Annotated in this window: 11 protein-coding genes; 3 read left to right on the top strand and 8 right to left on the bottom strand. The window is 42.9% G+C overall.

The window, feature by feature from the left end; genetic code table 11:
* Positions 1-108 precede the first annotated feature (108 nt).
* Positions 109-1713, top strand: a complete 1605-nt coding sequence (locus DS891_RS05750; protein WP_174169147.1) for an isocitrate lyase — start codon at positions 109-111, stop codon at positions 1711-1713.
* A gap of 487 nt (positions 1714-2200) precedes the next feature.
* Entirely contained in the window at positions 2201-4249 is a 2049-nt protein-coding gene (locus DS891_RS05755; protein ID WP_174169148.1) for an ATP-binding protein, read from the top strand.
* A gap of 49 nt (positions 4250-4298) precedes the next feature.
* Here DS891_RS05755 and DS891_RS05760 read toward each other — a convergent pair whose 3' ends face one another.
* Positions 4299-6842, bottom strand: coding sequence for a TonB-dependent siderophore receptor (locus tag DS891_RS05760; RefSeq protein ID WP_174169149.1), 2544 nt, complete (start codon positions 6840-6842; stop codon positions 4299-4301).
* 356 nt (positions 6843-7198) lie between these two features.
* On the opposite strand from DS891_RS05760, the gene DS891_RS05765 reads away from it, so the two are divergent.
* Positions 7199-7684 (top strand): hypothetical protein, encoded by a 486-nt coding sequence (locus DS891_RS05765; RefSeq protein WP_174169150.1) that lies wholly within the window; start codon positions 7199-7201, stop codon positions 7682-7684.
* A gap of 75 nt (positions 7685-7759) precedes the next feature.
* Here the strand turns inward: DS891_RS05765 and rmuC are convergent, their stop codons facing one another.
* The 7 genes from rmuC to DS891_RS05795 form a co-directional block, all read right to left on the bottom strand.
* Positions 7760-9241, bottom strand: coding sequence for a DNA recombination protein RmuC (gene rmuC, locus DS891_RS05770; protein WP_174169151.1), 1482 nt, complete (start codon positions 9239-9241; stop codon positions 7760-7762).
* A 62-nt stretch (positions 9242-9303) separates the two neighbouring features.
* Entirely contained in the window at positions 9304-9990 is a 687-nt protein-coding gene (locus tag DS891_RS05775) for a response regulator (RefSeq protein WP_174169152.1), read from the bottom strand.
* 5 nt (positions 9991-9995) lie between these two features.
* Positions 9996-10199: a hypothetical protein gene (locus DS891_RS05780; RefSeq protein WP_010376203.1), complete on the bottom strand. Its 204-nt coding sequence runs from the start codon at positions 10197-10199 to the stop codon at positions 9996-9998.
* Between the two features lie 18 nt (positions 10200-10217).
* The gene (locus DS891_RS24785) at positions 10218-10439 is read right to left on the bottom strand and encodes a hypothetical protein (RefSeq protein WP_081489954.1); all 222 of its coding nucleotides are present in this window, start codon (positions 10437-10439) and stop codon (positions 10218-10220) included.
* 264 nt (positions 10440-10703) lie between these two features.
* Positions 10704-13796, bottom strand: coding sequence for a DEAD/DEAH box helicase (locus DS891_RS05785; RefSeq protein ID WP_174169153.1), 3093 nt, complete (start codon positions 13794-13796; stop codon positions 10704-10706).
* Between the two features lie 170 nt (positions 13797-13966).
* On the bottom strand, positions 13967-14929 hold the full coding sequence (locus DS891_RS05790) for a ParB N-terminal domain-containing protein (protein WP_102058138.1): 963 nt from the start codon (positions 14927-14929) through the stop codon (positions 13967-13969).
* 13 nt (positions 14930-14942) lie between these two features.
* Positions 14943-16175 carry an AAA family ATPase gene (locus tag DS891_RS05795; RefSeq protein WP_102058137.1) on the bottom strand — a complete coding sequence of 411 codons (1233 nt, stop codon included), beginning with the start codon at positions 16173-16175 and terminating at the stop codon, positions 14943-14945.
* Positions 16176-16181 lie beyond the last annotated feature (6 nt).

Raw genomic sequence — 16181 nt, forward strand, 5'->3', positions numbered from 1 at the left:
TAGTGTTTAATTAAGCCCGCAGCCAACCACTCTCACACCGGTTGGTTTCGTGTAACAAACAACCAGAATTTAATTTGATTTATAGTACCCGTTCAAAGGAAGCTAATTATGTCTCAGTATCAAACTCAGTTAGATCATTTCTCTAGTCTATGCCAAAGCCAAGGAAAAACTTGGCAGTCTATCAGTCCTGAGTATGCCAGCCGTATGCACCTACAAAACCGTTTTAAAACCGGTTTGGACATTGCAAAATACACGGCAAAAGTGATGCGTGAAGACATGGCAGCGTACGACGCAGATAGCAGCCAATACACGCAATCGCTTGGTTGTTGGCACGGTTTTACCGCGCAACAAATGATGATGGCAGTGAAGCGTCACAATAAAACCACAAAACGCTCTTACGTCTACCTAAGTGGCTGGATGGTTGCTGCGCTGCGCTCAGAGTTTGGCCCACTACCAGACCAAAGTATGCATGAAAAAACAGCGGTTCCAGCTTTGATTGAAGAGATCTACACCTTCCTCAAGCAAGCCGATGCGCGAGAGCTAGATCATCTCTACAAAGATCTTGATGCAGCGAGAGCAAAAGGCCAAGACACAACTGAAATCCTTAACAAAATCGATAACTTCGAAACCCATGTCGTGCCTATCATTGCTGATATTGATGCCGGTTTTGGTAACGAAGAGGCGACCTACCTTTTAGCTAAACAAATGATTGAAGCGGGCGCTTGTGCAATTCAAATCGAAAACCAAGTATCGGACGCAAAACAGTGTGGCCACCAAGCAGGTAAAGTAACGGTTCCTCATGAAGACTTTTTAGCCAAGATTAACGCTGTACGATATGCTTTCCTTGAGCTTGGTGTTGAAGATGGCGTTATCGTCGCTCGCACTGACTCATTGGGTGCAAGTTTGACGCAAAAAGTGCCAGTATCAAAAGCGCCAGGCGACCTTGCGAGCCAATACACTAGCTATTTAGACACCACGCCAGTTACCTCGGCCGCTGACTTACAAGAAGGTGAGATGGCAATTAAATTGAGTGGCGAACTGCAAAAGCCAGTTCGCTTAGACAACGGTTTATACCAGTTCAGAGCAGGCACAGAAAAAGATCGTGTGGTACTAGACTGTGTAACCAGTCTTCAATCAGGCGCAGATCTATTGTGGATTGAAACCGAAAAGCCAAATATCGAGCAAATTGCCGAGCTAGTTAACCGAGTTCGCGAACAAGTGCCTAACGCTAAGCTTGTGTACAACAACTCGCCATCGTTCAACTGGACATTAAAATTCCGTGAACAGGTATACCAACAATGGCAGGAGCAAGGTAAAGACTTATCGGCATACCCAAACCCAAGCGCGGATGCAAAAGTATTGATGGCGCCAGAGCTAGACGCAACCGAGTTGGCAACCGAAGCCGATCTACTGGTGCAAAACTTCCAGCGTGACTCGGCAAGAGAAGCGGGAATTTTCCATCACCTTATTACACTGCCAACTTACCATACAGCAGCGCTCAGTACTGATATTCTGGCTGAAGGCTATTTTGGTGACGCGGGTATGCTTGCCTATGTACGCGATGTGCAACGACAAGAAATCCGTCGCGAGCAAGCATCAGTTAAACACCAAGACTTGGCGGGCTCTAATATCGGTGACACGCACAAAGAGTATTTCTCTGGTGAGAACGCACTCAAAGCAGGCGGTGAAGCCAACACCATGAACCAGTTCTAAACACTGGATTTAGATAACGACTTATATAGTTCCTTAATCAGCAAGGGCCGTCAGGCCCTTTTATCTATGTGGATCAGATTTTTACTAGCCACTGGTCACTGAGATCACGTATTTACCAACATTAGTTATTCAGATCATATTTTTACTAACCTAGACCTATTTGAGATCAGAATTTTATTAACTCAATACCTAACGATCCCGATCTTTACAGTAAAGATCTAAGATCCAGACAAAAAAGAGCGCATTTGTGACTTTTTTCACTTTCACAAACCAAAATTTTACTAACTAAACCAGCGACAGGTCACATTTTTACTAACTTACTTAGTAAAATTTTGTTCTGTGTTTATTTTGACTAAAAATCAAAATATGACTAACCTCAGATTTATAAGCACTTCATTCTGCTGTAAACCCCCTTTACACTTTCCATATTTACCCCACTTTTCCATGTAAAACTATAAAACTGATTACAGTACATTGAAGTTGATACATGACCCCCATTAAGAACTTAATAAAAGCAGTAGCACTGCTTACAGCGATGCATTGCCAGGCCGGGAATACAGTTATCAAGGAAATAGAAGATTTAGAAAAGGCAGGAAAATACACCGAAGCCTTAGTTAAAATTGAAACGGCCAGCGTCAGTGAAGAAGAAGAAACGCGATATCAAGCGATTTATTTGCAGGCCATGATTTATCGAAAGCAAGACTTATATGAGAAATCAATATCTACTCTTAGCTATATCGAAAAGCAGTTTTTCCTTACCGAAGCGCGCAAGTATGATTTATACAGAGAGATAGGCATTAACTATCGTAACTTAAGCCAGCTTGAGCAGGCCGAGTCTTTTTACTTAAAAGCGCTCGCTTCAGCCGAGGCAATGGATAAATCAAATTTAGTGGCGCAAACCTATAATAATCTAGGTGTTGTTGCCGACCATAGAAATCTGCTTGCGCAATCTATGCAATATCACTTAAAAGCCTATGAATTACTAAAAGGAACTGATCAGTACGAAAAGCAAGGGGCTAACTTTTACAATCTCGGTGATATTTCTGTGCGTATGGGGGATGAGGAAAATGCAGAGTATTTCTTTCAACAAGCTCTCGTTGCAGATAAAGCTTCAAAAGAATTACGCAACGTCGCAGGCACGGCCCTTCGCTTGGGAGAGCTGAAGTTTAAGAACGGTAAAACGGACGAAGCATTAGCGCAAACAAAAGAGGCCATTGAATTTCTAAAAGAACTCAATGCTAGGGTTTCACTCGCTAGGGCATATCGAAACTCCGCATTGATCCATATAGCCAAGGCAGACTTAGACAATGCCCTGTCGGATGCACTTGCAGGCATTGAATATGCCACTCAAACCAGTTCAACACTGCAACAATTTTACGCCTACCTGACGGAGTTAGAAGTTAGGCTAAAACGTAAAGAATTAGCCAAAGCAAAAACACTACTCACCAAGCTGGACGCCCTAACCGAAATAGAAACGGCAGAGGTGCTGCTCGAAAAATATCATCGCCTTAAAGCGATAACGCTTGCTGCACATCATGAATACGCTCAAGCTTTTCAATTTATGAAGTCGACTTCAAAGCTACAGACTCAACTTCATGAAACATTACTAGAAAAACAAGTAAGTACCTATAAAGCCAGTATTGACGCGCTTATTCAATCTCAACAACTGGAGCAAGCACGCTCTGCACAAGCCATAACCGAGGTTAACTTACAAAACGCCAAGCTATCCACACAAATGTGGGTGATCACTGCAATCTCGACCTTTTTAGCTGGATTATTTCTAGTCGGATTTTTTGTCGTCAAGCATAGAAATGCGGCGCTAAAAGCAAAAATGTATCAATTGAATATTGAGCATAAAGATAAAATGCTGGCCGATATTTCCCACGAGTTACGCACGCCACTCAGTGTCTTAAAACTCCATATAGAAGCGATGGAACACAATCTTATTGATGACAGCACACTTGCGTATGCCAAGATCAACAACAAGATAAATCAGCTAAATGAATTGATCTCGAACGTATATCAATTGTCTCAAGCAGATCATGACGCGCTAGTGATCCATCCCCAGCAGCATGGCGCGAAAACGGTTATCCAAAGCTATGTGTACGATATTGAAAGATTAGTAACAAGTAATCAGCTGCAATTTATCGCCGACATTCACGTCGATGATATGAGTATTTACATTGATAAACCAAAGCTAGATAGGGTTATCGATAATCTTGCTAAGAATGCATGTTTATACACAGATAAACCCGGCAAGGTAAGGTTTAAAGCTGTGGTCAATAAACAAGAACTATTCCTACAAGTAGATGATAGCTCACCAGGCGTATCTGAGGCCGAGCAGAACAAACTGTTTGAACGCTTGTACCGTGTCGAGGCATCGAGAAGTCGTGCAACAGGAGGCTCAGGTCTTGGCTTATCTATTTGTAAGAGCTTAATTGAAGCGATGAATGGAAAAATCACAGTGAAGTCAGGGAAGTATGGCGGTTTGTGTATTCAGATAAACTTACCTCACGCGGTAGATGTGCCAGCATAAAGTACAAAAGGCCAAGCAGATGCTTGGCCTTTTGTCTTTCTGAGCTTGCTTAGAAACGGTAGCTGATATTGCCATACACAAAACGACCATCGGTGTTATATGCCGAGAACGCAGAGTAAGGGAAGATCTGGTTAAACGTTGTATAACCAATATTACTAACAGTATCTTGAGGATATTGATCAAATAAATTGTTAGCGCCTACAGCAAACTTCCAGTTGTCACCTAGGTTATAAGCCACTTCTAAATCAGTGATCCATTTAGCGTCTAATACTTCATCGCCTTCTACTGCGCTAGAAGAGTCCACCGTTTCACCATAGCGTGTGGCACGTAATGTCGTCTGCCAATCGCCAAATTGCCAAATTGCAGCTAAGTTCCACTTATCTTTTGGTGTTCCATCTTCAAATCGTGCAATTTCACGACGAGCAAAGTACTCATAGCTGTCACCAAGGGCTTCAAGCTCAGCAGGATTTGCTTTTACATGCGTCACTTCAGTGTCATTGATGTTTACCGCGGCACTTAAACGCAGATTACCGTAGTCGGCAAGATCAAAACTGTACGTTGCTACGATATCCACACCTTGAGTGCGCGAGTCGATAGCATTAGTGAAGTACCTTACACTTTGCGTATTAAGCTCACCCGCTTGCTGCAAAATATTAATGACCTCAGGACCGCCCAAGTTCTCAGAAAGGACGATGCGATCGTCGATGTCAATTCGATAGGCATCCACAGTAAATGAGAACGCGTCTAGTGTGTAGACAAAGCCCGCCGTCATATTGACCGACTCTTCCGGTTCAAGCTCTCGAGCACCCAGCGCTTTTGCAGCTGGCGTATCAACAGGGAAGTGGCCAACTTCACTCGGTACGCCATTTTCAAATACCGTAGCAATTGATTTATAGGACGTTTGAGCCAATGAAGGCGCTCTAAAACCTGTGCTTACTGCACCACGTAGTGAAAAGTTATCCGACACCACATAGCGCGATGCCAGTTTACTGGTGAAAGTGCTGCCAAAATCACTGTAATCTTCAAAACGACCCGCCAAGACGACATTCCAGTCCTGCGTTAAGTAGGTATCAAACTCTGCGAATAAAGCGATGTTATGACGAGATTCATCGACAGCACTTGCTGGTGAGAAACCAGCGAGCACCTGCGCACCACCAGCTGCAACGGGATTGCCTTCTGCATCAAGCACGGTGAGGTAAGACGCTTCTTCACCGACTTCAATTTCATAGGTTTCGCGGCGATATTCTGCACCAATCGTGAAAAATACGTCATCCGGTAAGCCCAAATCCAATGCCGTTTTAGCATCAGCATTCACAAGCCACTGTGAATAGACTAAAGCGCCGTTATTAAACTCAGTCGGACTTGTTACCCCCATCGAAGTATTCAAACTATTTACGACACCCAAAGCGAAGTCATTCACACCATAGTTTGTACTGATATCGTAATCCCACTCACCTTGAGTGCCTTTTACACCAACCGCAAAAGAGTAATCATCTACATCGCTGACGATTTGAGGCAAGAAACCATCTGGGTATACCGCAGTTAAGTTGCGGCTGTCATTTGCGCGACGATAGAAACCACCGGAGTTACCTTCACGTGTTGAGTAGCTACCAAATGAATAAAGTTCGGTTTCCGCATCTAGGTTGTAACCCGCATTATAAAATAGTGCAAAGTCTTCCACTTCAGCTTTACCAAAACGGTGGTTGTAGCGATCGAATGAAAACTCTCTTGAGTCAAGTTGACCATTTTCATCACGAGTATATTGCTCTCTTGGATCAAAGCCTGAACGATTAGTCGGTTTTTTATCTCTATATTCGGCAGACAGATTAATAAAACCTTCATTACCTAAAGCAAAACCAACGTTGGCACCAATTGTTGTAGTACCGCCATCATTGCGCTTGCGGTCATCTCCAAGCACAAAATCTAAATCGCCCGCAGCGTTTGCACGGGTTTGTAATAAGTCAGGGACACCTGCCATCTGTGTATCGTGCTCACCATAGGTCACACTAATACTGCCGCCTTCTTCGGCATCTTTAAGCACAATATTAATAACGCCAGCAATGGCATCTGAGCCGTATTGAGCAGCAGCGCCATCACGCAGTACTTCTATACGCTTAATCGCGGCAGCTGGGATAGTATTTAAATCAACCGCCGTTGAACCACGACCAACGGTACCATTTAAATTCAATAATGCGCCAGCATGACGACGCTTACCATTAACCAGCACTAAGGTGTGATCCGGTGCTAAACCTCTAAGCACTGCCGGACGGGCGTGATCCGTACTATCCGCCAGCGTTGAATTTGGGAAGTTAAAACTTGGCACGAGCGTAGTGAGTACTTGGCTCAGCTCCAGCTGACCGGTACTTTGCATATCTTCTAAAGAAATCACATCTACCGGCACCGTGCTCTCGGCAATACTACGAAGACTTCTTCGCGTACCAGTGATTTCGATGACTTCAACACTTTCTTTGGCTTCAGTGTTGTTACTTTCTGCTTGCGCATGAATTGAAATAGTTGAAAGAAGCGCAGCACCGACAGCCAACGAGATTGGCTTGCGAACAGCGTTTTCCAGCTTGTTATTAATAAATTGCATAGTTTGTCCCGTGAATATGTTGAACGCAGAGTCTGTAAAAGACCGATTATTACTTAATTTAGTCGATATGAAGATAAATCAAGACTGAATAGGTACCCAAGTAAATAACACAAATTCGGTACGACACCCATTAGACTTAAGACTAAAATGTTGGTACTTACTAATTCAATACCACCCTAAGATTAAGCAACTCTCATCAGAAAAGATGCGAATTTTAGAATTATTCTTTCATCGACAATAAAGAATTTTTAGATCTAACTTATACCTCATAAGGGCACTGGTCTGATGTTTACTCACTCCATCTTTACTCCACATTGAAGCGCTTAAATACCAATATGCAGAAACGGAGAGTACCAATGACACAACGGACGCTAAAACATGCTGAATGGTTGAAAATTGTTGAATCTAGAGCGAACCAGCAGCAACTTCAAATAAAGCCAAAAAATAAACTATCACCAGCTGTGATTTGGACTTTTGTACTAGCCACTATTATTTCACTGATAAGTGCATGGGCATTTGTTACCGAAACGCCTGAGGCACCCACTCAGCAGCTTAGTAAAGAATCCCAAATGCGTATCAACCGCTACTTTACCAAACAGTATATGGTTGGAAGCTGGCAGTTCTCACATTTAAAAACCAGTAAAGATGACATCAATGTGTTTATCCGTATCCCGACTAAATTAACATTAACGGGACAGGCACTGAAGGGTTATATCGAGCAGTCACTATGCCCACCGGCCAATAGCAATGTTTGGCGTGATGTCAGCCAGTTTGCGCTTTATATGCACTTGTATTCGGATACGCCACGCCACAGTGACTATGCCAAGTGCAAGACACCTTAATCATTTCAGGTTAAATTCTTTTATCTTTCGTTCAAAGGCCCAATGGGCCTTTTTTGTTTTTTTGGATTTCAAGCGTTATTTCGAGCTATCGTGGTTGCCAAGCTGACTTACCGGCTCGAGCTCAAGTTTAGCTTTTTCTTCGAGTTCTTCGGGTAGCTCCTTGACTACGGCAACGCCTAGTTCTTTAAATTCAGAAGCTTGCTTAATTAAGTTGCCTTTACCCATATATAACTGAGAAAACGCTCGCTCGTAGCTCTCTTTTGCTTTATCAAGCTGTTTACCCACCCCTTCCATACTATGTAGGAAGCTATTGAGCTTGTTATAAAACTTCTCAGCTCGAAGCGCCAGCTCTCTGGTATGCTTGCTTTGCTCTTCAAAACGCCATAACTGTTTAACGATATTAAGACTGGTTAAAAGCGTTGTTGGCGTTGCCACCAATACATTGTTTTGTAAAGCGTCCTGATAAAGCGTTGGCTTATGCTTAACCGCCTCAACAAATGCAGATTCCACAGGGATAAACATGATGACCACCTCTGGGGAGTTAAGACCTGGTAAGCGCTCATAAGATTTACTACCCAACTCTTTGATCCGTGCAGTGATGGCTTCGGTGTGTGCCACAATGGCTTGATTCGCTTCACTATCGGTTGTGGCATTAATATACCTTGTATAGGCATTCAATGAGGTTTTAGCGTCAATTACCAGGTGACGAGATTGCGGTAAGTAAACCACGACGTCAGGGCGAAACTTGCCTTCGTCGGTATTAAAGTTGACTTCTCGCTGATAGTCGTAACCCGGACGTAGCCCAGCGCTATCTAGCACATTTTCGAGCATGAGTTCGCCCCAGTTGCCTTGTGCTTTCTTTTGCCCTTGTAACGCCGTGGTCAAACGATCTGCTTGCTCGGTCATGGCTTTATTGTTGGCTTGTAAGTGCAGCAATTCGGTTTTTAATGACGCCCGTTGCTTCAGCTCTTCACTATGAATGGCTTCCATTTTATCTCTAAAGCCCTTTAATTCACCTTGTACTGGCTGCAGCAACTGCTGGATTTTTTCTTTGCTTTGATGACTAAAGCGCTCGCTTTTCTCATCAAATATTTGATTCGCGAGATTGTGAAACTCTTCTTTCAGCTGGACCTTCGCTTGCTCAAGCTGCGCGAGCTGCTGCTCAAAGCTCAGTTGCTTTTGCTCCAGCAAGGTTTGCAGATTGGCCATTTCAACTTCTAGCTCATGAGCATGCACTTGAATTTCTTCCTTGGCATCGAGCTCTCGCTGCCACAGCTGCTGATATTCAGCGGCTTGCCGTTGACGCTCAGCTAATCTCGCTTGCAATTGCTGCTGTTGGCCATGACTTTGTAGTTGCTGTGCTCTTAATTGCTCAGTGAGTTGCTCAGCTTGGCTTAGTTGCGACCTAAGTGCTTGCTCGGAGGCGAGTTGATTATTGAGTTGATTCTTGAAAGTGCTGCGCATAACCCAAACGACGGGGAGTAGGGTAGCCGCACCGCCTGCAAATAGCGCAAGACTATACCATGCAGGCGTATTGGAGAGCATTGACCAAAGCATATTGAGATCTCATCGGTTCTTCTGCTTTGATAATACCTTAGATATAAATTTCAATCACTTAGTCATTCAGTGATCTGTTGACCATTGTAGCGATATCCGGCGCCATATACCGACTCTACAATTTTCGGAGATAAATCTAATCCTTTGATTTTCTTTCTGATATTTTTAATGTGGCTGTCGATTACGCGATCCGAAATATCAAAGTTATCCGGCTGAATATAATCAAGAATTTGCTGTCTTGAAAAGACACGGTTTGGTGCGTCATATAAAAGCGCAAAGACGTCAAACTCAACTTTGGTTAAGCCTAATGTACTGCCATTCAGTTTAACCGTTAATTCTTCCCGATTTACTTCGATAGGCTTTTGATACGCATTGGTATTCACACAACGACGTAAGATCGCTTTCATGCGCATCACTAATTCAGCGGCGCTAAAAGGTTTACATACATAATCATCTGCGCCGACTTCTAAGCCCTTTAAACGGTCTGCTTCTGCCACTTTGGCAGTCAGCATCACAATTGGTACTTCAGAAAATGCTCGAATTTGACGCATACACTCTACGCCATCTTGGTTCGGCAACATGATATCCATCAAGATTGCATCTGGTTGATTTAACTTTACCCAAGGTACAACTTCGGCACCGTCTGCAATATGAAACATTTCAAAACCGGATGCTCTAAAAAACAACAGCACCTGCTCTGCAATATCTTGGTCGTCTTCGACAAGCAAAATTCTTGATGAGGTAGACATAGGATTTATTTACTCTTTGCTTTTAACTTCTTCAATTGTTGTCTAACTTGGCGCTTTAACTTATCTGAAAGCGTGTCATCGAACAGTAACATGGTAAGTATACTAGACAAGTCTTCTGAACTCGCAACTTCATTAAGTAGATCATAGTCAGATTCTGATTGCGTCTCAATAAAGTTTAAGTGTGAAATTGTCGCGTCGTAGCAAAGCATAACGTTATCCTAATTGGTCTATGGCGTTTCTCCGTTGTAGTTATTAAAGCGCGAGATTATGGAATAAAAATGGAGTGAAAGATGTTTTAGGGCCTGTTGACCTTTGCTGTTTGATTTTTGTTCTTCTGAGTGTGTTTTGATCGCGACGCTCGACTTGCCGCCTAGTAATCTAGGCAAAAGTTGAGCAACAATGAACAAAGCGCACTCAGGTGAACCCAAAGGGCAGCGCTTGATTGGCATTTCTACTATGTTATCGCCAGACTTACATAGAATGACTATGCTACGCAGGCTCTGCCTTGTATAAACACCAGTCAAACTGCTGCAAAAACAAACTTGAAAGATAAACAGGCCCTAGAGCCAGAAAAAAGAAAAGCCAACTTAATTAAGCTGGCTTATTACAATCAGTAACAAAGGGGGAAAATCAACATATGCCTACTGTTTCAACAATGTCACAACAAGCACTATCATAGACCTTCACCTTTGTTGATTAGTTCCAAATTATTTTTAATTTTTTATCAGCGCTAGCATTTGCGACTCATCAAACTGACCAAGATTGACTCCAGAGTCTGCAAATAGGGCGTCAACAAGGGCTTGCTTATCGCGCTGCATCTTAAACACTTTCTCTTCGATAGAATTCGCCATAATCAACTTGTACACGAACACCGGCTTATCTTGTCCGATACGATAGGCGCGATCTGTTGCTTGATTTTCTACCGCAGGATTCCACCAAGGGTCGAAATGGATAACCGTATCTGCTTGAGTCAAATTCAAACCAGTTCCCCCTGCTTTTAGGCTTATCAAAAAGACATTGCACTTGCCTTGAGTAAACGCCTCAATGGCTTTATCCCGTTGTCTGGTCTGCCCTGTCAGCATAGTGTATTTCAACTGTTGCTGTTGACACTGCTCAGCAATGAGATCTAACACGCTGGTAAACTGGCTGAAGATAATTATCTTACGGCCCTCACTGAGTAGCACAGGCAGGTGTTGTGCAAGCCACTCAAATTTAGCGCCATGTTGGTCGGTCAGTGATTTATCAACCAATTGTGGGTGACAGCAGATCTGACGTAACTTTAACAAGGCATCGAGAAATGCCAGCTTGCTTCTTTCAACGCCTTGCTCCTGAAATAGATTGAGCAATTTGCTTTCTACTTGGTGCTGAACACCTTGATATAGCTTATGTTGTTCATCAGAGAACTCTAATTCTTTGATGAGTTCTGTCTTATTGGGTAGCTCTTTCACTACCTCAGCTTTGGTACGACGAAGAATAAAAGGTGCGATCAGCGATCTGAGTTCTCGAGCTCTAGGGCGATCTTGTTCTTTTTCGATTGGGATCTGGAAGTGTTGCTTAAACTGCTGCTTAGTACCCAGCACATCAGGCATGACAAAATCGAGCAGCGATTTAAGCTCGAGTAAATTGTTCTCTACCGGTGTGCCACTTAAACAAAGTTTAAAACGCGCGGATAGGCTCTTTACGCATTTAGATATTTGTGCGCTTTCGTTTTTAATATATTGCGCCTCATCCAACACAATAGAATCAAAATCTAGCCCTTTATAATACGCCACATCGCGCTTAAGTAGCGGATACGTCGTTAGAATAAATCGTGCACCTGACAAGTTAGTGAGTGCTTCCTCTCTATTGGAACCATGAATAATAGTGAGAGGTAGATGCGGTGCGAAACGTTTAAATTCGTCACGCCAGTTCCCCACTAAACTCGTCGGACAGACAATTAAACTTGGTTGTGTCACTAGCGTATTATGCTGAGAAATAAAGTAAGCAATAACCTGAAGCGTTTTTCCAAGGCCCATATCATCGGCCAGAATGCCACCTAACTGGTGACGATTAAGGAACTTAAGCCAGTTAACACCTTGCACTTGATAATCTCGTAGGGTGAAGCTCTGTCCTTCGCTGGCAGGGATCACGTCAAGATTTTCTATCGGTTTATCTAGCTCAGCGAGATACTCAAGTAGCTTTTGATCGTCTGAGTCAGCATGAATATGCGTCAGTTCAAACAGCTTTTTGGCATACGACAACGGAAATTTAAATTGTGAGCTCGAAAGGTAATAACTAAAACGAGATTTCAGCTCCAGCAATTCATCAAATATGGATTTGCTAATGGCATAGAACTGCTCGCCAATTTCGACGTAGCGATATTCATGGGCGAGGTTGTTAAGCTCATGAACCGGATGCTTATCCCAGTTGAGCGTAACGGGCTTGTCATCTAACATCACCTTTCCAAGCACATGATGTTGCTTATCTCTCTTAAGGCTTAACAGCACTTTTGGTGTAACAACGAGGCCATTGCTTGGCAGCTCGTCAACAATCCAACGTTTACCCTGCAAAAGCGGCCTGATCTCCCTGTTAAACCAATGGACTTCAACGCCATCCTCAGTTGGTAATAAAAATTCGTCGCCCTCATGGATAAAGCCGAGACCAGTGAGTACCTGCTCCAGCCTTGCTAATTGCTTTTTCGTCGCGCCTTTTCCAAGCGGCTCAATTGCAAAGCGAATTTTATTTGGCCTATCTAGTTTTATAAGCTTAGCAACATTAGATTGCTTACTCGCTAACTGCGAAAACCCAGCAGGAGGCGCAATGACATCATCCGTAAAGATATCTTGGAAACGCGCCATCACCTGCTCTAGCTTTTCAGCCGTGATGGTAGGCATAGTATGAAGATGGGCGATTTCCTGCGCGGTAAGCTCTGACTCAATTCTGCCAACGACCAAGTTTTCAGTATCTAGATACACCGGAGGTTCGGTTTTAATCAAGCGCCAGTGTTCAACATTCGCTAGACGGCTTTTAAGTTGGTATTCATTGCCTTCTTGATGCCAGTAAAAATCAAGCGTTTGCTTATGCCCTAGCTCCAAAGGTTGGCGCTGGTTACGATAAAAACAGCGATGGGTATGCACAAGTTGTGTGAGTGCATTAAAGCCCCAGACGCCAAATAACTCAAAATGACCCGGTGTATTTTGCGAGCGGATCCAGCTAAATAAGCGAAAATCGTTTTCTAATAGACCAGCTGGAGCGACCTGGCTATTGAGCTGTTGCTCGGTTAACACTCGGCCTAAGGGGTAAACACCGTCGGGCCGATTTGGCGATACCTTTGGACTTACAAGGATTTCGTTTGCTCGAGGCTCTAACACGAAGAGTAAGACGTTTTCTGCATCTGCTTTATCAATTTGCTGCAACTGCCCTAGTTCGTTAAACCAGTCATTAACTAAATAAGCCTCACCAAAGCCGCCAGAATGTTCAATTTTAAGTTTGAGTAATACCGCAGCAATGTGCCGACATTTAGGATTATTTGAACACGAGCAGTTTGCTTCGACCGAAACGCTACTTTGCGTTTGGTTTATTTTGATGTGCTGGGTGAAGGTATTGCCGTAATTTCCCAATACCTGTGCATCAATTTGCGCGAAGTTTTCGCTGTGTTGAAGGTAACAGACTTGCTCGTCTTTCAAATACTCCTTAGCTTTCGCAAGTAAAGCTGAATTGAAGTATTGACGAAGAAAACGTTCAGACAAAGGAAATTGATTAGCCTGCTCCTGTTTGATCTCTTCAAATAAGGCGAAAAGTTGCTCTTTAGATAACTGCGAAGACATTAAGTGCACGTCAAAATTAAAATAAAAAGCCAGTATATGAAATTAGTGATTTGAGCTAAAGAGAGAAATGTAAGAAATTCGCTAAAAAAGGACTGGTTGGAGGTCAACTGACTAGAAAAAGCGCCGAGTTGCTTGATAATTCAACCAACGCGGCAATTTTTGAACGAACCTTAATTATAACTGCTTAGCAGCTTTTGCAATTGTTCCAGACGCTTATCAGTCAATACTCGATTATCTATTTTCACGGTAACATCACCACTCTTTAGATTTCTCTGTACTCGAATGTAGTCGTTCTCTAGCATGGATTCGACACGTGAATCGCTACTTCCGAATGTGGTCAAGAATTTAGTGATCTGAACAGCACGTTTCTCGTCCGACATCTCTTCTGTCATAAAGTCTTGCGCTTTTAGTGCAGCAATTTGCTCTGAAAACTGCTCAGGCTGTTCTTGTTTTGCTGTGATGAGCTTTTTAGCTGCTTCACGGCCTAAATGATTTGCCGTTGGATACAACTGCAATACTTCGACCGGAATACTTTCATAAGCTTTCAACGCGTCTGCGATAGCTGTGTGAGAAACACCTTCCACGGCAGCGATTTCTCGATACGATCCTTTTTGGCCCTGTTTGATCAAGTTATGCTTAGTATCAAAATAGGCTTTACCCAATTCCCAAAGGCTCGGGGCGATGTATTGATCGGAAGATACCGCTAATGTTTTTGCATCTTCATCACTAAAGTCTTTCGAGCTCAACACCACATAATCCGCTTCGGCCAGCATACAGGCTTTACGGCGTCTAGAACCCGATAAAACGTGAAGTTTGCCATTGTGCTGCCAACATAGGGCAGGGTGGAGATTACGTTTATCTTTTTTAATGGCAGGTAATATATCTGCGACCGCTTTTTCGCTTAATAGGGATTGCTCACGACGATTCTGCCCATAAACTGTGGTTTTACTCTCAATTTCGCTAAACGGTACCACTTCACAGGTCAGTACTATGGTTTTTGTCGGATCGCTTGGCGCAGGCATAGTAACCACATCACCTACTTTCGCCTGATCTAAAAGATCGTCGAGGCTACTGCCTTCAACCGCAGTAGCAAAAGGATCTATTCGAGTGTCATTTTTACGTTTTCTAGCCATTATTAATACCCTTTTATTCTGCTAGCGAAGACTGTGTTGAAGGCCAATTTGAACGGATCAGCATTTCTAATTCATCAACCACGTCTTTGATATTTTCTTGCGCTTTTAGCAATGCTTCGCGACTTGCTAAGCTATCAGAAGTCTTTTGATCAAAAATAGTGTTAAACGATGAAGAGCTCGCCGTAATTGCAGAGCTGTGATTAATTGGATAACTCATTACTTGACGGCCAAAAGCACTACGTACATCTTTAACGATATCGCGCTGAGAATGATTGCCTTTAACATAGTTAGTGACTAAAAATTGCATAAAGTCCCAGCCTTCGTGACCAAGAGCTGCAACGGTATGGTATATCTCACCAAGACGTTTCAGATATTTATTATTAGCGTCGAAGTCTACGGCCTCTGGATGTACAGGTATTAACATAGCCGTAGACGCCATCAATGCGTTATAGAACATAAAATTAAGTGAAGGCGCGGTATCTACTAGGATAATATCAAACTCGTCTTGTACGGGCTCTATAACCTTCTCTTTAAGCTTATGGTAATGACGTGTCTTTTCGTAGCTTGAACTTTCTTTTAACTCTGTTGCTGTTTCGTGTTCAAAGTAAAAGTCATCCATACCAGAAGGTAATACGCGAATATTTGGAATGTGGGTTTCTTGGAATGAATTAGAGACAAGATCTTTCCATGTTTCACCTTCATCTAATTCGATGCAATCTCTCATCAGATCACCAACTGTGATCGGTTCATGATCATTAGATGGAAAAAAGCTTGATGATGATCCTTGCGGATCAAGATCAATGATCCCGATGCGATAGCGCTTAATATTCGTTGTAGCTAGAGCTGCTGCAATATTCACCAAACTTGTTGTTTTACCACAACCGCCTTTCAAACTATTAATCACAATGACTTGTAATTTATCGCTAGGCTTTCGTTGATCAGCATTTACACCCAGAACATCTGCCATCGCAAAGATATTTGCTAATGTGTATGCATAATGACCGTTTGCGCCTTTCTTTATATTGATGGTATCAAAGTCACCTTGGTCATGACGTCTTTTGAGTGTTCTATTATTCACACCAAGTAGATCTGCAGCAGCTTTTTGCGTGTAAGTTCTAAGCTCTTTTTCTTCAGTTTTAAGATGAGCTCTATAATGTTGAATACGACCAGCAAGTGATTGTTCTGCTACTTCTGCTGTAGCTTTCAACAGCCGGTACGTTGATAGCGCATTGTTATTTATAGACATACACAT

It is taken from the genome of Pseudoalteromonas sp. JC28 (assembly GCF_013319255.1).
GTDB lineage: Bacteria > Pseudomonadota > Gammaproteobacteria > Enterobacterales > Alteromonadaceae > Pseudoalteromonas.